Genomic DNA, 19525 nt, shown 5'->3' with positions numbered 1-19525 from the left:
GGTTGCCCGGGCGGGGTTGGCGAGAGGGCAGAAGATGAGCAGGGGATCCGTGACCGTGCGGGCAGCGCGGTGGAGTGCGACCCATCCGTGGCGGGCGATCGGCCTCTGGCTGATTCTCGTCGCCGTCGCGGTCGGGTTGTCCGTGATGGTTCCGAAGCAGACCACGAAGGCCGCCGACACCTGGGTCGGGCAGTCCGGGCAGGCCGCTGAGCTGATTCACCAGGCGGGGCTGGACGGCAAGCCGAGTGAGACCGTGCTGGTCACCGACCCGGACGGCCCGCTGAACCGCGCCGAGGCGACCACCGCCCTCGCGCAGCTGCGGCAGAAGCTGTCGGCGCTGGAGTCGGTCGACACCGTCGGCGAGCCCGTCTGGGCCGAGAACGGCAAGGCCGCCCTGCTCCCGATCGAGTTGAAGGGCAGCGCCGACGACGCCTCCGACAACGTCGAGAAGCTCGTCGCCGCGACCGCCGACGTACAGAAAGAAAACCAGAGTCTGACCATCCAGCAGACCGGCGCGGCCTCGCTCGACGCCGGCATCTGGAAGCAGGTCGGCAACGATCTCGCCAAGGCCGAGAAGCTCAGCCTGCCGATCACCTTCGCGCTGATGCTGCTCGTCTTCGGCGCCCTGATCGCGGCGGGAATCCCGGTCCTGCTGGCGTTCTCCGCGGTCGGCGCGGCCCTCGGCTTCTACGCGCCGCTGTCCTACCTGTTCCCCGACGGCGGCTCGGTCGCCAACGTCGTCCTGCTGATCGGTATGGCGGTCGGCGTCGACTACTCCCTGTTCTACCTGAAGCGCGAGCGCGAGGAACGTCGCCGCGGTCAGGGCACCGTCGACGCCGTCGAGATCGCCGCGGCCACGTCGGGACACTCGGTGGTTGTCTCCGGTCTCGCGGTCATCGTCTCGATGGCCGGCCTGTACGTCGCCCAGGACCCGGTCTTCTCCTCGATGGCCACCGCCACCATCGTGGTCGTCGCGGTCGCCGTCCTGGGGTCGCTGACCGTCCTCCCGGCGCTGCTCGCCAAGCTCGGCCACCGCGTCGACCGCCCGCGCGTCCCGCTGATCTGGCGGCTCAACCGGCGGATCGGTCCCGGCGGGATCAGCCGCCGCCTGGTCGCTCCGATACTGCGCTTCCCGAAGCTCGCGCTGCTGATCTCGGCCGTCGCGGTGGTCGCGCTCGCCGTACCGGCGCTCGGGATGAAGACCGACCCGGGCGGCCTGAACACGCTGCCGTCGAGCATCCCCGAGGTGAAGACGATGCAGCAGCTGCAGGCGAACTTCCCGTCCGAGGGCATGGCGTACGACGTGGTCGCCAAGGGCGACGCCACTGTCCCGGCGTTGGAGGAGCTGCAGCGGTCGGCGGTGGCGTCGAAGCAGTTCGTCGTACCGCCTGGTCAGGCTGTGCGGACCGCGGGGGACACCTCGGTGCTGACGCTGGTGTCGGTGCTGCCGGACACGAGCGACGACGCGAAGGTCGCGCTGGACCAGCTGCGGAACGAGCTGGTCCCGGCCGCGTTCGCCGAGGTGTCGGGGGCGACCTGGGCAGTCGGTGGCGAGACCGCGAGCGGTGTCGACTACGGGCAGAACCAGCGCGACAAGCTGCCGTACGTGATCGCGTTCGTGCTCGGGCTGACCCTGCTGATGATGCTCTTCACCTTCCGCAGTCCGGCGATCGCGCTGGTCACGACGCTACTCAACCTGGCGTCGGTCGCGGTCTGCTTCGGCGCCCTGTCGCTGGTCTTCCAGCACACCTGGGCCGAGGGCCTGCTCGACTTCACCTCGCCCGGCTTCGTGATCTCGTGGATTCCGCTGTTCCTGTTCGTGATCCTGATCGGGCTCTCGATGGACTACCACGTGTTCGTGCTCGGCCGGATCCGCGAGGCCGTCCAGGACGGGCTGGCTCCGGCCGAGGCGGTACGCCGCGGGATCACCGAGTCGGCGGGCGTGGTGACGAGCGCGGCCGCGGTGATGGTCTCGGTGTTCGCACTGTTCGCGACTCTCGGCATGATCGAGATGAAGCAGATGGGCATCGGCCTCGCGGTCGCCGTCCTGGTCGACGCGACGCTGGTCCGGATCGTGATGCTGCCGGCGATCCTGGTCCTGCTCGGGCGCCGGGCCTGGTGGCCGAACAAGTTGCCTGCAGCGACACCTGGGCCAGAACGCGAGCTGGTCGCGGTGTGAACGGTGGGGCCCGGCCTGAGGCCGGGACCCACTCCTTACTTCAGCTTGTACGCCGCCGCGAGCTTCGCGATCGCACCGCCGAGATCACCGGTCAGCGCCAGGTGCTCGGCGTCCGCCGTCAGCTTGGACACCGAAGCATCCAGGTTCTGCCCGATCTGGTCCTGCGCGATCCACCGCGCCGCCGCGACCACCGCGTCGTCCTCGGCGAACCCGTCCACCCGGCTCCGCTGCAGCGCCTTGCCCGCAGCGGTCAGCGCCGCGAGCGCAGTCGTTGCCTGCGGCCCCGACCAGTCCTTCACGTGCAGCGCGACGTCGATCGAGATCGCCGCGACCAGCACGTTCGGGTCCAGCAGCCCCTTCCGCAGGAGTGCGACCTTTGCGTCGAGCAACTTCTGCCGCGCCGCCGCCTGCGTGGTCAGACCCCACCCGTACGGGTACTGCGGGTCGTACGCCGCGTCGCCGACGTTGATCGGCTGCTGCGCCTCGGACTTCGGCCAGGTGACCGGAAGCCGCCCGCTGAACGCCTTCTTGCCGAACAGCACGTCGGCGACACCCGCGCCCTCGGTGCCCGGCAGCCAGGACGCGACCAGTGCGTCGATGTCGCCGAGCTGGTCCGCGACCACCTGCGGCCGGCCGGAGACCACGAGCACGACACACTTCATCGCGGCGCAGACCTTGTCCACCGACGCCTTGTCGGCGTCGCTGAGCAGCAGGTCGTGACCGTTGCCGACGTCACCGATTCCCTCGGCGTACGGACGTTCGCCGACCACCACGACCCCGACGTCGTGACCCTCCAGCGGGGCCGAAGCGTCCTGACTGAAGGTTGCTTCAGGCACGTTCTGCTTGATGCCGTCCAGGATCGTCGTACCGGTCGTGGTCGCGCCGGAACCGCCCTGCCAGCTGATGCTCCAGCCGCCCATCTGGTTGCCCAGGTCGTTGGCGTTGCTGCCGGCAACATAGACCTTCGCCGTCGACTTCAGCGGCAGCACGTTGCCGTCGTTCTTCAGCAGCACCTGCGACTTGGCCGCGGCCTCACGACCGACCGCCCGGTGCTTCGCGCCGCCGACCTCGGTGAGCTTGCTGGTGTCGGCGTACGGCTTCTCGAACAGGCCGAGCTTGAACTTCTGCTCCAGGATCCGGCGTACCGCGTCGTCGATCCGGGACTGCGCGACGCGGCCCTCGGTCACCTCGGTGGTCAGGCCCTGGGTGAACTCCTGGTACCGGGTCGGCACCATGATCATGTCCAGCCCGGCGTTGATCGAGGTCCGGATGTCGCTGTTGTAGTCGCCCGGCAGCTGGTCGATCGCCTGCCAGTCCGAGATCACGAAGCCCTCGAAACCCATCCGGTCCTTCAGCACGCCGTTGATCAGCTCGGCGTTGCCGTGCATCTTCACCGCGGGCTTGTCGTCGCCGATGATGTCGACGCTGGAGTACGACGGCATCACGGTCCCGACGCCGAGGTCGACCGACGTCTTGAACGGGTCGAGGTGGATCGCCTCGAGCTCCTGCTTCGTCACCTCGGTGACGCCCTGGTCGATCTTGTACGAGCCGGTCGTGGACGAGCCGTACTTCGTCCCGCCGTCGCCGACGTAGTGCTTCGCGCTCGCGAGCACGTGGGTGTTCTGCTTCAGCTGGCTGCCGTCGGCCTTGCCCTGCATACCGGTGATCACGGTCGCCATCGCCTTGACCAGCGCCGGGTCCTCGCCGAAGCCCTCGTACGAGCGGCCCCAGCGGTCGTCGCGGACCACGCAGACGCACGGCGCGAAGTCCCACGGGATGCCGGTCGCGCGGACCTCGGTCGCCGCGACCTCACCGGTCCGCCGGGACAGGTCCGGGTCGCGGGTCGCGCCGATGCCGATGTTGTGCGGCAGGATCGTCGCGCCGATCACGTTGTTGTGCCCGTGCACCGCGTCGACGCCGTAGATCAGCGGGATCTGCAGGCGGGTGGCCTGCGCGTTCAGCTGGAAGCTGTCGATCATCGCGGCCCAGGAGGCCGGGGTGTTCGGGGTCGGCACTGAGCCGCCGCCGGACAGCAGCGAACCGAGCGCGTACGTCGCGATGTCGGACTTGGTCCGGACCGCGTTCCGCTCGGCCTGAGTCATCTGGCCGACCTTCTCGGCCAGCGTCATCCGCTTGAGCAGGTCGCTGACCCGGCTCTTGATCGGCAGCTTCGCGTTCAGGTACGGCAGGTCGTGCGCGTTGATCACGACGACCGGCTGGGTGGCCGGCGGCTTCGCGCCGGTCACGGTCAGCTCGACCGGGATCGTCTCGGCGGCCTCGGCCGTCTTGTCCTTGCGAGTCGTCACCTGCACGACGTGCGACGTACCGGACGGCGTACCGGCCGGGAAGGTGAACGCACCGGAGACCGGGTTGTAGTCGTCGGCCCCCGCCGTACCGGCGCCGCTGCGGAAGTCGACGGTGACCGGCTCCTCCAGCGGCGTGCTGCCGGTCGTGGCGACCGACACCTTCACCGCGGCGGTGCCGCCCTCCTTGACCGGGTAGACGCCGGCGTCGGTGACCACGCTCGCCTTGAGCGCCGGGTCGGCCTTGCCGTAGATCTCCACCTGGTCGATCGCGAACTCACCCGGCGTACCGACCGGCATCGTGAACGCGTAACCCCACATCTGGGTCAGGTTGAGGATCTGGTCGATCCCGCCGACCGGCTGGTAGTCGCCGCGGTAGTTCAGCTCGCTGAACGGGATCTCGACCAGGTGCCAGCCCTGCCAGTCGTCGGTGAAGCTGGTGTTCCACAGCTCCGACGCCTCGGCGTTCGCGCCACCGTCCTTGATCTCGAAGAAGATCCGCTTACCGGATCCCGGCGGCAGCGGCGCGGTGTTCTGCCCGTACCACCAGAACCGGATCCCCTTGTACGCCGACCAGTTCCCCGGGCTCTGGTCGAACGTCACGTCATGGCTGAACCCGCCGTACCCGCTGACGTTGTAGGTCCCGTGCAGCACCTGCTCGCCCACCGGCGCGTCGTCCCGCGCCTGGAACTCCATCGTCGGCGGATCGTCCGCGTCACTGCCCCACCCGAAGATCCCCGGGTTCGGCGGCGAGGCGAACGCCTCATCCCCCTCGAACGCCGCCAGCACGGTCGGCACCGGGTCGTCGGCCGCGGCCTGCGAAGCCACCCCCAACGGCAACAGCCCCGCCACCACCGCGAGCACCGTCACCCCCACAGTCCGACCCCGAACACGCTTCCCTGGCCACCTGGGCATGGGCGACTCCCTGACTCTCCGCACAGGCGCCTCACACCCGTGTCGGGCCCGATGCTCAGCCCTCCCCACCCCCCGGTCAAGACCCCACCGGTTCCGGAACTAGAGCGCTCTCACGGAGTAAGACCACACCCCGGTACGGCGTTGGTCGTGTATGACGACCGGCTGAGATCATGGGCCCATGGCGGCTCCCGAACCCTGGCTCCACCCGGCGAACGGGACCCAGTCACCACCCGACGGTTCGGACGTCGGTGAAGTGATCCGCTGGTACCGACGGCGCGAGGGCCTCACGCAGGAGCAGGCGGCGGCCCTGCTGAGCACGACTCAGTCGCGGTTGTCGAAGCTCGAGAAGGGCGCCCAGGCGCTGCGCGACATCGACGAGTTGCGCTTCATCGCCGCCAAGCTCGGGATCCCGCCGGAGCGGCTGGGAGTGCTGCCGGACCGGTCCGGCGACGCGCGGCCGCAGTCGGCGTCGGTCGCCGGCTCACCGGGACCGATCCAGGACAGTCAGGAGCGCTGGCGCGCCGTACGAACCGATCTCAACCGGAACCGCGCTCTGCTCGGGGACCTCGCGTCCGAGCTCTATCCCGAGTCGCAGCGGCTCCCGGGGACCACGGTGCTGTCCGTCCCCGGCTGGATCCCCGACGGCCCGGTCCCGCTCGACGACATCGCGCTGACCTGGCTCCCGGAGTCGCCGACTCCGCCGATCACCGGCCGAGCCGACGCCGCGGCGGGCGCTCGCGCACTGCGTGCCGACGGTACGCCGTACGACCGGTACTCGCGCGTCCTGCGGGACCTGGCCCGGCCGAAGTTGCTCGACAACCGGGTCAGCTACCGGCTGCTCGCCGCCGACCTCGCCGGTGCCGGGCGACTCGACTTCAACTACACGAGCTACTTCGACGTGCTCGACGTCGGTGAAGCGGTGGCCCACGAGTTCGCGGGGGCGTGGCTGGATGCGGGCCGCCGTCGTCCCAGCCTCGCCGACCTGCCGTTCCGGCGGCTGATCGAGGACCCGTTCGACCTCTCGGCGCGACCGGTACTGCCGAGCATCAACACCCTGACGATCCGTCGTGACCCGATCGACGGCCACCGGATCTACCTGCACAAGCGGGACTCGCAGTCGGTCGCGGCCGCCGGTGGCATGTACCACGTCGTACCGGCCGGGGTCTTCCAGCCGGCCGCGCTCGCCCCGGCCCACCAGGCCAACGACTTCTCCCTGTGGCGCAACATCCAGCGCGAGTTCTCCGAGGAACTGCTCGGCAACGCCGAGCACGACGGAAACGCCGTCGACCCGATCGACTACCTCACCGACGAGCCGTTCGCCGCCTTCGAGCGCGCCCGCGCCGCGGGGGACTTCCGGACCTCCGGGCTCGCCCTCGTCATCGAGCCACTGACGCTGTGGGTCGAGCTCCTGACCGTCTCCGTGATCGAGGCTCCGGTCTTCGACACCCTCTTCGCCGGGATGGTCTCGGTCAACGAGGAAGGCGTCGCCGTCACCACCGACGCGGCCCGGCCGACCGTCGGCATCCCGTTCACGACCGACACCCTGCGCCGCCTCGAACAAGAGCCACTCTCGCCGATCGCCCGGGCCTGCGTCAGCCAGGTCTGGACCCACCGCCACACCCTCCTGGGCCGATGAGAGTCCTCGTCACCGGCGCGACCGGGTTCGTGGGGCACGTCGTCGCCCGTCGCTTCGTCGAGGCCGGTCACGAGGTCCACGGTCTGACGCGCCGCGACTCCGGTCTGCCGGACGGCGTCGAGCCCGCCGAGGGCGACCTGCTCGACGAGGACTCGATCCGCAAGACGGTCGCGCGGGTCGACCCCGAGATCGTCTGCCACCTGGCGGCCGCCGTACGGGTTCGCGAGTCGCGGTCCGATCCGGTCAGGTACTGGCAGACGAACGTCGGTGGGACGCTCTCCCTGCTCGCCGCTCTCGCCGAGACGACCACACCGGCGAAGCTCATCATCGCGTCGACCTGCGCGGTGTACGGCGAACCGGAGCAGCAGCCGATCCGGGAAGATGCCCGGCCCGAACCCAGCAATCCGTACGGCGCCGGCAAGCTGGCCGCCGATCGAGCGGCGGCTGACCTGGCTGCGACGGGCGCGCTCGGGGCCGTCAGCCTGCGGTCCTTCAACGTTGCCGGTGGTCTGCCCGGGCATCCGGACCGAGACGAGTCGCGGCTGATCCCGAAGGTGGTCGCGGTGGCGCAGGGCCGCGCGCCGGAGCTGGTGGTCAACGGCGACGGTACGACGGTCCGCGACTACGTCCACGTGCTCGACATGGCCGACGCCTTCCTCGCTGCGGTCGGCGTCTGCGAACCCGGGAGCTGGCGGGCGTACAACGTCGGTGGCGGCCGCCGTACCGGGATCGTCGACGTGATCGCGGCCACCGAACGACTGACCGGCAAGCCGCTGCCCGTGCGGCACCAGGCCGGTGCCGCGGAACCGCCGGAGCTGACGGCGGACTCGACGGCTTTCCAGCGGGCCACCGACTGGTCGGCCTCCCGCTCGGGCCTCGACCGAATCATCGGCGACGCGCTGGAGGCCGGGCGGACCGGATATTCGCCGGGCGAATAGTCGGGTTGCGAATACCGGCACTTCGACTGGGGAACGACTGCCGCGGAGGTGCCGGATCGGGTGTGCTGGACGCACGTCACCAGTTCCGGAAGTGAGGCGCCATGTCGGACATCCAGGTCCTGAAGGGCCAGCTCTACCAGGTCACCACCGAGGCCAAGCAGGCCGCGGGCAGCCTGGGTGGCTTCCGCCAGAAGTTCGGTCAGCACACCGCGCAGGTGCAGACCCTGATCGCCGGCAGCGCGACCGGTGCCGACCGGGACATCGCGCAACTGCTGGACGCCGCGGGTCGTTCGCTGGACCAGGCGATCGAGTCCCTGCAGATCGCGGCCCACGGTTGCAGCCGGTACGCCGACCAGATCTGACCGCTGGATGCCGTCGGAGCTGGAGCGGGTCGCTGCCGGGTTGGTGGAGTGTCTGCAGCAGGTGCCGCAGGTCGTCGCGTACCTCCAGCGGCTGGCGCACCAGTGCCGGGAGAGTGCGGCGTTCGTCGGTGCGTTCGCGGGCGGCAGCCCGGCGGCGTTCACGGCGGCGATGCAACTGGAGGAGGCGGCTCGGCGCTGCGAGGAGGCCGCGCACTTCGCGGCTCAGACCCCGGCCAAAGCGGGGGCGTGGGCTGAGCAGATGGTCCGGTACTCCGCGCGGCCGACGGGCGAGCAGCAGCCGGAGGTTAGGCCGAGCGAGCCGGTCGTCCTGAAGCTGAGCACCGAGAAGGACGAGGACAAACCCCAGCTCGATCGACCGCCACCCAACGCGACGGTGCTGGTGGACGAGAAGTTCAGCTACCGCACGGACGAGGCGGGGCGGGTCGTCGAGGCCAGGACGACGCTCGACCTGATCGACCTGGATCACCCACGGGACAACAACGCGCAGCGGCGGCTGCGCGGCAAGCTTGACGGCGACCACGCCGGGCACCTGTTCGCGCGGATCTTCCGGGGGCCTGGCGGGACGATGAACCTGGTCCCGATGGAGGGCGTGAAGGTCAACCTCGGGCAGTACAAGACGCTGGAGAACCGGTGGCGCAAGATCATCGAGGACGGCGGCACCGTCGAGGTGTTGATCGACCTGAGCTACCCCGGGGCGAGCGTCCGCCCGGACACGATCAAGGTCAGTTACCGTCACGACGGCCAGCACAAGCGGGTGAAGATCGTGAACACCCCTCGGCAGGAGGATGAGAGCACACCATGAACGACAAGGCCCAGGAACTGCTGACCGTTGTCGCGCGATCGCTGGCTCAGGCTGGGCCGCCGGTGTGGACCCGGATGGAGCTGACGATCACGTCGGCGGGCGGGATGACCGAGACCGGCGTACGGGCGCATCAGCCGGGCGGCTCGGTGGACGGGTCGGGGGAGTTGGACGACGACGGGCTCGACGCGGCGCACGAGTTGCGGGAAGTGATGTTCGAGCCGGGCAAGGGGAGTTGGTACAACGCCCGGCTGACGCTGACGCCTGACGGGGAAGTGACGGCGGAGTTCGACTACGAGGGGGAGCCGTTCGAGGGAGACGCGGATGCGGACTTGTTGATCGCGGATCAGGAGGCATGGCCTCGGGATCCCTCGTTGCTGCCGGAGTGGCATCCGTCCAGGGGCTAGGTCGGTTGGCCGAGCGGCACCGTGGCCAAAGTCTCCGGGCGGATGTGTGGGCGGGGGCCCGGGGTGTGGCGGAAACGGACCAGTTCCGTCGTGTCGACGGTGAAGTGGCCGAGGGGGTGGTCGCGGTGGGAGGCGACCCAGTCGATCAAGGTGATGGGGGAGGGGATGGGCGCCGCGAAGTGGAGGAGGTTGAGGTACCAGATGTCGCGTTGGGTGTCGCCTTCGAGCCAGGCGTCGGGGCCTAGTGCTTCGGCGTACAGCTTCTGGAGGTGGTCGGGGTGTGGGCCGTGGGCGGTGGCGCAGGCCATGACGGTGCCTTGGGTGAGGGTCAGGCCGGTGACGGTGAAGGTCAGTGGTGGGGTTTCGGCGGCGGCTGTGCGGAGGGCTTCGGTGTAGCGCTGGATGCGGGGTTCGTCGGGGTGGACGGACTCGTGGTGGCGCTCGAGGGCTCGGACGGTGAGGTGGGCTGACCCCGACTGGCCGGTTTGGAAGTGGCCTGGGCCGGCGGCTGCGGCGGCCTCCCGAGTCAATGCGTCGAGGCGCAGCGCGACCGGGTCGGCCGGGTCCGGGCGGAGGACGGCGCTGACGGGCCAGCGGGGGTGGTTCTCCGTCGGGGGGATGTCGACGCTGTGCCGGCCCGCGGTGATCAGCGGGGCGGCGGTGGCGAAGAGGTGGTCGAACTTGTTCACGGTCTCGTACGACGTCGCCGCGGCGTCCGGAGTTCGATTGAGAAACCACGGTGCTGGGTGTGAGAAGGAATCCCGTCCGTCAGGTGGTGGACCGGTTCAGTGCGGGCGGGAAAGGATGGCGGTATGAGTACACGCTTCGGGATTTTCGTACCGCAGGGCTGGAAGATGGACCTCACCGCGATCGCCGACCCGGTGGAGCAGTGGGAGGCGATGACGGATGTCGCGAAGCGGGCCGACGCCGGTTCGTGGGACTCGATCTGGCTGTTCGACCACTTCCACACCGTTCCGGAGCCGAGTGACAACACCACCTTCGAGTGCTGGTCGGCGACCGCCGCGCTGGCCCGGGACACCCAGCGGGTGAACATCGGCCAGATGGTCGGCTGCAACGGCTACCGCAACCCGGCGCTGTACGCGAAGATCGCGTCCACCGTCGACGTGGCCAGCCACGGCCGCCTGTACGCCGGGATCGGCGCGGGCTGGTACGAGCACGAGTGGAAGGCCTACGGCTACGAGTGGACCGACGTGAAGCCGCGGATGGCGGCGTTCCGGGAGGCCACCGAGATCATCCACAAGATGTGGACCGAGGACCGGCCGGTCTACAACGGCAAGCACTACTCGATCGACGGCCCGATCAACCTGCCCAAGGGCGCGAACAACACCAAGCCGAAGTTCTGGATCGGCGGCGGTGGCCCGCAGGTCACGCTGAAGCTGGTCGCCCAGTACGCCGACGCCGCGAACATCGGCGGCGGCAACCCGGACGTGATCCGGGAGAAGGCCGCGATCCTCAAGGGCCACTGCGAGAAGGTCGGCCGCGACTACGACGAGATCGTCAAGTCGACCGGGCTGAACGTGTTCCCGATCGACGCCGGTGACGACCCGAAGAAGGCCACCGACAAGGCCCGCGGCCCGCAGGACTGGGAGAAGTTCAGCAACGACAACACGATCGCGACCGAGGACGAGATCGCCCTCAAGGTCGAGGCGGCCCTCGAGGCCGGCGCCGACTACGTGATCTTCTACGTGCCGGGCGTCGCCTACGACCTGGACCTGGTCGATCGCGTCGAGCGGGTGGCCAAGCGTTTCGCCTGAGCCTCGACGTCGAGCAGCACACCGGCCCGGATCCCGTCAGGGGGATCCGGGCCGGTGTGCGTTCCGAGCGAAAAAACTCGCCACCTCGACCCAACCGAACGGCCCACCAGGCCAACGCCGAAGCCCGAACGCTGACCGGAACCGGCCATGGCGGGTGCCGGTCAGCGCAACCGATGGACCGTGGCTGAAGGCAACTGTCAGGCTCGCTGACGGTGGCCCCGCGCCCGTCGGGCCCCGGTGAGGAGCCCAGGATGCGGTGGTCACGACGCGCGACCAGCATGTTCAGTTCGGTGATCGTCGGCACGCTGGCGTTCGCCGTACCGGTGCAGGCGCAGGCAGGGCCACCGGCCACCGGTGGCGCCGGGGCCCCTCCCCCCTCACCCGGCGCCACCGGTCTCGCGACGCCCGGCGCCTCGACGTACCGGATCACGCTCGTCACCGGTGACGTCGCCGAGCTGACCGTCGCCGCCGACGGCAGCCGCACCGGCCGGCTGGTGAACGGCGCGAACTACTACTTCGGCGACTTCGACGGCGAGCTCACCGTCGTCCCCGCGGCGGCGTACCCGCTGTTCACCGCGGGCGCGGTCGACCGGCGGCTGTTCAACCTGAGCCTGCTCGCCGCGCAGGGTTACGACGACACCAGTACGGCGAAACTGCCGGTGCTGCTCAGCGGCGCCAGCGCCCCGGCCGCCCCCGAGGGCAGCACGCAGCGCAGGACGCTGGCGAGCGTCGGCGCCACCGCGGTGTCGGTCGACAAGTCGCAGGCCAAGGAGTTCTGGCAGGGCGTCGCCGGCCCCCGGACCCTCAGCAGCGGCGTCACCAAGCTCTGGCTCGACGGCCGCACGCACGCGACGCTCGACCGCTCCACGCAGCAGATCGGCGCCCCGGCCGCCTGGCGTTCGTCGTACGACGGACGCGGGGTGAAGGTCGCGGTGCTAGACACCGGGTACGACGCGGGGCACCCCGACCTGAAGAAGAAGGTCGTCGCCGAGGCCAGCTTCGTCCCGGACCAGGGTGTCCAGGACGGTCACGGGCACGGCACGCACGTCGCGTCGACCGTCGCCGGGCTCGGTACGGCGTCCGGCGGCAAGCGCAAGGGGGTCGCGCCGGGCGCGGAGCTGCTGGTCGGCAAGGTGCTCGACAACAGCGGCGGCGGGCTCGACTCCGAGGCGATCGCCGGGATGGAGTGGGCCGTCCAGCAGGGCGCGAAGGTGGTCAGCATGAGCCTCGGCGGGCTGCCGTCGGACGGGACCGACCCGATGAGCGCGGCGGTCGACCGGCTGTCGAAGTCCAGTGGCGCGCTCTTCGTCGTTGCCGCGGGCAACACGGGCACCGAGGAGTCGGTCGGTACGCCGGGAGCCGCGGAGACAGCGCTGACCGTCGGGGCGGTGGACCGCGACGACAAGCTCGCGGCCTTCTCCAGCCGCGGGCCGCGGCTGGGCGACGGCGCGCTGAAGCCCGAGGTGACCGCGCCGGGCGTCGAGATCGTGGCCGCGCGCGCGGCCGGAACCGAGCAGGGGCACATCGTCGACGAGCACTACACGGCGATGAGCGGTACGTCGATGGCGACGCCGCACGTCGCGGGCGCGGCGGCGATTCTCGCGCAGCGGCACCCGGAGTGGACCGGGCAGCAGCTGAAGGCAGCGCTCACGACGACAGCTGTTCCGGGCAAGGGCGTGGCGACGGCGGCGCAGGGGATGGGCCGGATCGACATCCCGCGGGCGCTGGACCCGAAGGTGCTGGCCGACCAGGCGAACGTGTTCTTCGGGGATGTTTCCTGGACCGGTGAGGCGCCGAAACCGGTGGAGCGAAAAGTTGCCTACAGCAACCACTCGAAGCGCGCGGTGACGCTGGAGCTGGCCGCGGAGGCGAAGTCGCCGGCGGGAGTGCGGGCGGCGCTGACGGTGAGTCCGAGCAGGTTGGTCGTCCCGGCGGGTGGCTCGGCGTCGGCGACGCTCCGGTTGGATCTGGCGAGGACCGGGCCGGCGAAGTACGCCGGAGAGCTGGTCGCGCGCGAGACCGGCGGAGCCCACGGCGGCGGTACGTCGTACCGGACCGGCCTCGGCTTCGCCGCCGGTGGACGGCTGCACCAGGTGACCGCCAAGGGGATCGGCCGCGACGGCAAGCCCGCGCGGCCGACCACCGTCGCCAACAGCGGCGTGCAGCTGTGGAACCTCGACACCGGTGACGTCAACGGCATCATCTTCGACGAGAACGGGCAGCGCACGCTGGGCGTACCGACCGGGCGGTACGCCGTGATGGTCTACGTGATGGGGGTCGACCAGGCCGACTGGGTCAACAGCGTCACGCTGCTCGGCCAGCCCGAGGTCAGGATCGACGGCGACCGGACGCTCGTCTTCGACGCGCGCAAGGCGCACCCGGTAACGGTGAAGACGCCGCAGCGCGCCGAGCTGGAGAGTCTCGGGATCGCCTGGCACCGCAAGGCCGGGGACCGCGAGGCGGTGTCCGGGTTCGGCTACGACCGCGAGGTCAGCGGCAACGTGTACGTCGGCGACTTCGGCAAGGTCCGCGACGGCTCGGCCCGCGTGGTGCAGCGCTGGGACCTGGCGCAGCCGATGCTGACCGCCGACGTGCTCGGCGCCGGCGGCTTCCGCCTGCCGACGCCGCGCAGCGGCTCCGACATCTCGCCGTACGTCGGAACGGAGACGCTCGCGGTCGTCGACGCCGGTGACGGCAAGCCGGAAGAGCTCGCCGGCGTCCGCGGCAAGATCGCGCTGATTCGCTGGGTGGACTACAGCCAAACCTTCCAGCAGGTCGAGGCGGCGAAGGCGGCCGGCGCGAAGGCGGTCTTCATGTACAACGAGCAGCCCGGGTTCTGGAGCGACAGCGCGTGGGTCGGCCTGCCGTTCTACCTGCTCCGGCAGCCGGAGGGCGCGCGCCTGCTGCAGCTCCTGAAGCAGCGTCCGGTGCAGCTGAAGCTGACCGGGCTCAGCGACAGCACGTACCGGTACGACCTCGCGGTCGGCCCGCAGCAGGTGAAGGCGCCGCTGACCTACGACTTCGCGAAGCTGCGACCCGCCGTGGTGACGACGCACTTCGCCCGCAACGACGCCAACACCCTGCACATGGACCAGCGCTCGGCGCGCCTGCCCGGTGTCAGTGCGGGACTCGGTTCGACCCGGCTGGTCGACGGACCGGTGACCAGGACCGACTACCTCGGGTCCGACCAGCCGGGCACGATCTGGGACGAGCAGACCCGCGCGGGCTTCGAGAACCTGTCCGGGATCGAGTACGGGCTCGGGCGCAGCTACCGGCCGGGCGAGCGGGTCAGCCGCGAGGTGTGGGCGCCGATCACGCGGCCGGCGATCCCGGACGCGAGCGGCAGCGAGGCCGACGGCCTGCCGGTGGCGCGGTTCGCGAACGCGCTGCGGATCGCGATCCCGCAGCACGTGAACGGCGACCGGACCATCTACGGCTGGAGTGACACCCGCGGCGACGAGACGCTGATCAAGCTGACCAGCGGCGGGAAGGAGCTGGGTCGCAAGGACTGGTCGGTGGCGCAGTTCGCCGTACCGGCGAAGAGTGCGTGGTACGAGCTGAGTCTCGACGTACGCCGCGCGCCCAACACCTGGGCGACCACGTCGACGGCGACCCAGACCGAGTGGCGTTTCCGCTCGGGCCAGGTCAAAACGCGCGAGGTGCTGCCGCTGGTCCAGATCGACTACAAGCTGACCGGCCGCAGGCTGGAACTGAAGGCCGGCTACCAGCCAGGTGCCCGTGGCGTCGGCTTCTTCCGTACGACGGCCGAGGTCAGCCTCGACGGGACGAAGTGGACGCCGCTCCCGCTGTGGTTCGGCGCGACCACCGTGCCGCCCGGCCCGGCCGCGAAGCTCCGCGTCACCTCGACCGACCTGCTCGGCAACCGGATCACCCAGACCATCGAGAAGCCGTGGGTGAAGTAAGCGCTTGACCAGGAAAAGGGCGACGCCACGAAGCTGGGGGGAGGTGCTCCGTGGCGTCGCCGGGGGCGCGCCAAGGGAGGGGTGGGGCGGCGCGCCGTCTAGGGGGTGGTCAGCTGCCGAGCAACCCTCCGCCGAGGACGCCCAGCAGGCCGAGCAGGGACAGCAGGTTGCGGATCACCTGGTCGACCGCGGCGGTGCCACCGGTCTGGAAGGCGGTCACGCACTTCTGCAGCTGAGCCTGCGTCGGGTTCTTGATGGTGACCTTGGCCATCTCGCTCTGGCAGTACTGCGCGGCCTTGGTCAGCTCGGTCAGGGTGCTGCCGACGGTCCCGACGACCACACCGGCCGCGGTCTGCAGCGTGGCGACGCCGCTCGGCGTGCTCGGCGGTGGGGTGCCGGGCTTGCTGGGGGTGGTCGGCTTGTCCGGCGTCGGCTTCGTCGTACCGGGCTTGCCCGGGGTGGGCTTGCCGGTCGGCTTCTGGGTCGGCCTGGTGGTCGGCTTGGTCTGGCCGCCGTCACCGGGCAGCGTCGGCTTCGACCCCGGCTTGGCCGGCGGGTAGACCGGCAGGTCGATCGCCTTCGGCAGGTTCTCGTCGGCCGGGGCGTCGATGGTGTCGTCGTCGTTGCGGCCGTCGGCGCGCAGCACGCCCTGGTCGCCGTCCTCGGTGCCGTTGCCGACCACGATCCAGCTGCCACCGGCGTACGCCTTGGCGATGCTGACCACGAGGTCGACGTACGCCTGGGAGTGGTTGTAGCGCAGGACCGCGGCGTTCAGGTCACCGGCGCGGGTCAGGTCGACACCGCCGGAGCACAGGTAGACCGCGGTCGACATCGCCGCGTCGTCGATGTCCTGCGGGTTCTTCACGCCGTCGCCGTCACCGTCGACACCCATCGCCTGCCAGGTCGCCGGGATGAACTGCATCGGCCCGACCGCGCGGTCGAAGGCGCCGTCGCCGTCCAGGCGGCCGGCGTCGGAGTCGCTGATCCGGGCCGTGTTCACGCCGTCGAGCCGGGGGCCGTAGATCCCCGGCGTGGCGACCCCGCTGGTGGTCAGCGCGTTCCCGCCGAAGCGGCCGTGGTTCGACTCGACGCGACCGATCGCCGCGACCAGCGTCCACGGCAGGTGACACGTCGGGTCGGCCTGCGCGAGCACCTGCTGGGCCCGCGAGTACGCCTTCAGCGCGGCCGTCGGGATCCCGTTCCGGGACAGCCCGGAGACCACCTGGGTCGGTTCCTCGGTCTTGTCCACGCCGTTGCCGACCGAGCCGGGCACCGGCACGTTCGCCGGGTCGCTGATCGGCTGCTTCGGTACGACGACCGGGACGTTCGGGCCGAGGCCCTGGTCCAGCGCGGCGGTCGCGACCGCCGGGTCGTCGGTCGCACTGACGGTGAACGCGCTCGCGAACAGCGCCAGCGGAACCAGCGGCGCCACCTGACGCCACCCGCCCGCAGTGGCGCGGCGCTTGCCCTTCGCCATCGATGATCCCCTCCGTGACTCATCGACCTGCCCAGCCCCACGCTGCGGACACGTCTCTTCGTCGGCCCCGTTACCGCGTTCACCTGGTCTAACGCCTGTCCCGTGCGTGGGTTACGAAGCGGGCGCGGACTGTGCACAAGCGGTCACCGGGTACCCATACTCACCCGTAACAACGCTCAGCGGAACCCCCCACGCCCTGCCCGCCCACTCGGCGCGCCGGTCGGTCGGGGAGAATGGCCGCCGTGTCAGACCACACCGCTCGCTCCGCCGCTCTGTTCGACCGCGCCTCGACCGTCACCCCGGGCGGGGTGAACTCGCCCGTCCGGGCCTTCCGCGCTGTCGGGGGCGTTCCGCGCTTCATGGCTTCCGGTGACGGATGTCACATCACCGACGTCGACGGCAACCGGTACGTCGACCTGGTGTGTTCCTGGGGCCCGATGCTGCTGGGCCACGCCCACCCTGAGGTGACGGCGGCGGTCCAGGCGGCGGTCAGCCGCGGGACGTCGTACGGGACGCCGACCCAGGCCGAGGTCGAGCTGGGTGAGGAGATCGTCTCCCGGACGCCGGTGGAGAAGGTGCGCCTGGTTTCCTCGGGCACCGAGGCGACGATGTCGGCCCTGCGGCTGGCCCGGGGCTTCACCGGCCGCGACAAGATCGTCAAGTTCGCCGGCTGCTACCACGGGCACGTCGACGCGCTGCTGGCCCAGGCCGGCTCCGGTGTCATCACCCTCGGCATCCCCGGTACGCCGGGTGTCACCGAGGCGACCACCGCCGACACGATCGTGCTGCCGTACAACGACCAGGAAGCGGTCACCGCCGCGTTCGCGCAGTACGGCGACCAGATCGCGGCCGTGATCACCGAGGCCGCCCCGGGCAACATGGGCGTCGTACCGCCGTGGCGGGGCTTCAACGACTTCCTGGCGAGGACCTGCAAGGCCAACGGGGCACTGTTCATCTCCGACGAGGTGATGACCGGCTTCCGGATCACCAGGTCCGGTTTCCACGGTCTCGGCGTCGACACGATCGCGCCCGACCTGATGACCTTCGGCAAGGTGATGGGCGGCGGCTTTCCGGCCGCGGCGTTCGGCGGCCGCGCGGACGTCATGAGCCACCTGGCCCCCGAAGGATCGGTCTACCAGGCCGGAACCCTGTCCGGGAACCCGATTGCCACCACGGCCGGGCTGACCACTCTCCGGCTGGCGACCGACGACGTCTACGCGAAGCTCGACCAGACCGCGGAGACGATCCGGATCATCGTCGGCACGGCGCTGAATCGTCAGGGTGTGCCGCACCGCACACAGGGCGCCGGGAACCTCTTCAGCTATTTCTTCGTGGACTCTGCGGACGGTGTGACGCGGCACATCACCGATTTCGCCGGGGCCAGTGCCCAGGTACTACCCCGGTTCGCCGCGTTCTTCCATGCCATGCTGGACAACGGCGTCTACCTGCCGCCGAGCGCCTTCGAGGCCTGGTTCGTGAGCGCGGCCATCGACGACGACGCTCTGGCGACCATCGAGAAGGCAGCGTCGGTCGCCGCGCGGGCCGCCGCCGCCGTAGAGAACTGAAGGGACCGGCAGTGACCGAGACAACGGTCGTGCACCTGATGCGGCACGGCGAGGTGCACAACCCGACCGGCGTGCTCTACGGCCGGATCCCCGACTACCACCTGTCCGAGCTCGGCCGGAAGATGGCCGAGCGGGTCGCCGAGCACGTGGCCGGCCGGGACATCGTGCACCTGGTCAGCTCGCCGCTGGAGCGGGCCCAGGAGACGATGGAGCCGATCGCCGCCACCTTCGGGCTGACGCCGGACATCGACGAGCGGGTGATCGAGGCCGCGAACCAGTTCGAGGGCAAGAAGTTCGGTGTCGGCGACGGCGCGCTGCGCCAGCCGAGCGCCTGGTGGCTGCTGCGGAACCCGTGGAAGCCGTCCTGGGGTGAGCCGTACAGCCAGCTGGTCCGCCGGATGCGCGACGCCATCGAGACCGCCCGGCAGAAGGCGGCCGGGCACGAGGCGCTGATCGTGTCCCACCAGCTGCCGATCTGGATCGTCCGGTCCGCGATCGAGGGCCGCCGGATGTTGCACGACCCGCGCAAGCGGCAGTGTAGCCTGGCCAGCCTGACCAGCTTCACCTTCCACGGCGACCAGATCGTCTCGGTCGGGTACGCCGAGCCGGCCAAGGACCTGCTGCCGGTGAAGTCGCCGAAGAAGTTCGTGGGCGGTGCCTGATGCGGCGTACGGCGGTGCTGGCGGCGGGAGTGCTGCTGCTCACGGCAGCCTGCAGCTCCGGGCAGGAGACCAGCGAGAACCGCAGCGGCCAGTCCGGCTTCGTCAGCGGTAACGGCCGGGTCTCCAGCTTCGCCGCCGCCGACCGCAAGCCGGCGCCGGACTTCGGCGGCGACACCCTGGACGACAAGTCCTGGAAGCTGGCCGACCACAAGGGCAAGGTCGTCGTCCTGAACGTGTGGGGCTCGTGGTGCCCGCCCTGCCGGGCCGAGGCGCCGGACCTGGTGGCCGCGCACAAGCAGCTCGGCGCGGACGTCGAGTTCATCGGCCTGAACACCCGGGACCTGGACAAGGCCCCGGCGCGCAAGTTCGTCCAGGAGTTCGGTGTCGGCTTCCCGAGCCTGTACGACCCGAGCGGCAAGCAGCTGCTCGGCTTCCGCGGGCAGATCTCGCCGAGCTCGATCCCGAGCACGCTGGTGATCGACAAGAACGGCAAGGTCGCGGCGCGGGTGATCGGCTCGGTCACCACCCAGACCCTGCTCGGCATGGTGAAGGACGCCGGCTGA

General features: G+C 70.4%; 14 protein-coding genes. 11 read left to right on the top strand and 3 right to left on the bottom strand.

The annotated features are described in order from the left end of the window. Positions 1 to 49 precede the first annotated feature (49 nt). Complete coding sequence (locus tag ACZ6Z4_RS17500) at positions 50 to 2179, top strand: MMPL family transporter (RefSeq protein ID WP_465564629.1); 2130 nt, start codon at positions 50 to 52, stop codon at positions 2177 to 2179. Between the two features lie 35 nt (positions 2180 to 2214). Here the strand turns inward: ACZ6Z4_RS17500 and ACZ6Z4_RS17495 are convergent, their stop codons facing one another. After that, complete coding sequence (locus tag ACZ6Z4_RS17495; protein ID WP_465564626.1) at positions 2215 to 5352, bottom strand: glycoside hydrolase family 3 N-terminal domain-containing protein; 3138 nt, start codon at positions 5350 to 5352, stop codon at positions 2215 to 2217. Positions 5353 to 5575: 223 nt separating this feature from the next. Here ACZ6Z4_RS17495 and ACZ6Z4_RS17490 point away from each other — a divergent pair, with 223 nt between their 5' ends. The 5 genes from ACZ6Z4_RS17490 to ACZ6Z4_RS17470 all read left to right on the top strand — a co-directional run bounded on the left by ACZ6Z4_RS17490 (position 5576) and on the right by ACZ6Z4_RS17470 (position 9560). Next, complete coding sequence (locus tag ACZ6Z4_RS17490; RefSeq protein ID WP_465564622.1) at positions 5576 to 7033, top strand: helix-turn-helix domain-containing protein; 1458 nt, start codon at positions 5576 to 5578, stop codon at positions 7031 to 7033. Next, on the top strand, positions 7030 to 7971 hold the full coding sequence (locus tag ACZ6Z4_RS17485; protein ID WP_465564618.1) for an NAD-dependent epimerase/dehydratase family protein: 942 nt from the start codon (positions 7030 to 7032) through the stop codon (positions 7969 to 7971). The genes ACZ6Z4_RS17490 and ACZ6Z4_RS17485 overlap by 4 nt, the downstream gene beginning before the upstream one ends. Positions 7972 to 8072: 101 nt before the next feature. Beyond that, positions 8073 to 8333, top strand: a complete 261-nt coding sequence (locus tag ACZ6Z4_RS17480; protein WP_465564615.1) for a hypothetical protein — start codon at positions 8073 to 8075, stop codon at positions 8331 to 8333. A 7-nt stretch (positions 8334 to 8340) separates the two neighbouring features. Beyond that, the gene (locus ACZ6Z4_RS17475) at positions 8341 to 9156 is read left to right on the top strand and encodes a DNA/RNA non-specific endonuclease (RefSeq protein ID WP_465564612.1); all 816 of its coding nucleotides are present in this window, start codon (positions 8341 to 8343) and stop codon (positions 9154 to 9156) included. Continuing rightward, entirely contained in the window at positions 9153 to 9560 is a 408-nt protein-coding gene (locus tag ACZ6Z4_RS17470; protein ID WP_465564609.1) for a hypothetical protein, read from the top strand. Before ACZ6Z4_RS17475 ends, ACZ6Z4_RS17470 begins: the two co-directional genes overlap by 4 nt. On the opposite strand, the gene ACZ6Z4_RS17465 is transcribed toward ACZ6Z4_RS17470, so the two are convergent. Beyond that, positions 9557 to 10249, bottom strand: a complete 693-nt coding sequence (locus ACZ6Z4_RS17465; RefSeq protein WP_465564606.1) for a hypothetical protein — start codon at positions 10247 to 10249, stop codon at positions 9557 to 9559. The genes ACZ6Z4_RS17470 and ACZ6Z4_RS17465 overlap by 4 nt on opposite strands. Before the next feature lie 123 nt (positions 10250 to 10372). Between ACZ6Z4_RS17465 and ACZ6Z4_RS17460 the strand changes: the two genes are divergently transcribed. Continuing rightward, positions 10373 to 11335, top strand: coding sequence for a TIGR03560 family F420-dependent LLM class oxidoreductase (locus ACZ6Z4_RS17460; protein ID WP_465564601.1), 963 nt, complete (start codon positions 10373 to 10375; stop codon positions 11333 to 11335). Between the two features lie 251 nt (positions 11336 to 11586). Next, positions 11587 to 15258, top strand: coding sequence for a S8 family serine peptidase (locus ACZ6Z4_RS17455; RefSeq protein WP_465564598.1), 3672 nt, complete (start codon positions 11587 to 11589; stop codon positions 15256 to 15258). 109 nt (positions 15259 to 15367) lie between these two features. On the opposite strand, the gene ACZ6Z4_RS17450 is transcribed toward ACZ6Z4_RS17455, so the two are convergent. Then, positions 15368 to 16735, bottom strand: coding sequence for a lytic transglycosylase domain-containing protein (locus tag ACZ6Z4_RS17450; protein ID WP_465564594.1), 1368 nt, complete (start codon positions 16733 to 16735; stop codon positions 15368 to 15370). Between the two features lie 233 nt (positions 16736 to 16968). On the opposite strand from ACZ6Z4_RS17450, the gene hemL reads away from it, so the two are divergent. Genes hemL through ACZ6Z4_RS17435 form a run of 3 tightly spaced genes read left to right on the top strand, consistent with a single transcriptional unit; the run spans position 16969 to position 19525 of the window. Beyond that, complete coding sequence (gene hemL / locus ACZ6Z4_RS17445; protein WP_465564590.1) at positions 16969 to 18300, top strand: glutamate-1-semialdehyde 2,1-aminomutase; 1332 nt, start codon at positions 16969 to 16971, stop codon at positions 18298 to 18300. 11 nt (positions 18301 to 18311) lie between these two features. Beyond that, positions 18312 to 18962 (top strand): histidine phosphatase family protein, encoded by a 651-nt coding sequence (locus ACZ6Z4_RS17440; RefSeq protein WP_465564587.1) that lies wholly within the window; start codon positions 18312 to 18314, stop codon positions 18960 to 18962. Next, the gene (locus ACZ6Z4_RS17435; RefSeq protein WP_465564583.1) at positions 18962 to 19525 is read left to right on the top strand and encodes a TlpA family protein disulfide reductase; all 564 of its coding nucleotides are present in this window, start codon (positions 18962 to 18964) and stop codon (positions 19523 to 19525) included. Before ACZ6Z4_RS17440 ends, ACZ6Z4_RS17435 begins: the two co-directional genes overlap by 1 nt.

This window comes from Kribbella sp. NPDC104740, from assembly GCF_055583505.1.
The sequence above is the reverse complement of the archived record's forward strand: the minus strand, read 5'-3'. Positions and strand labels throughout refer to the sequence as shown.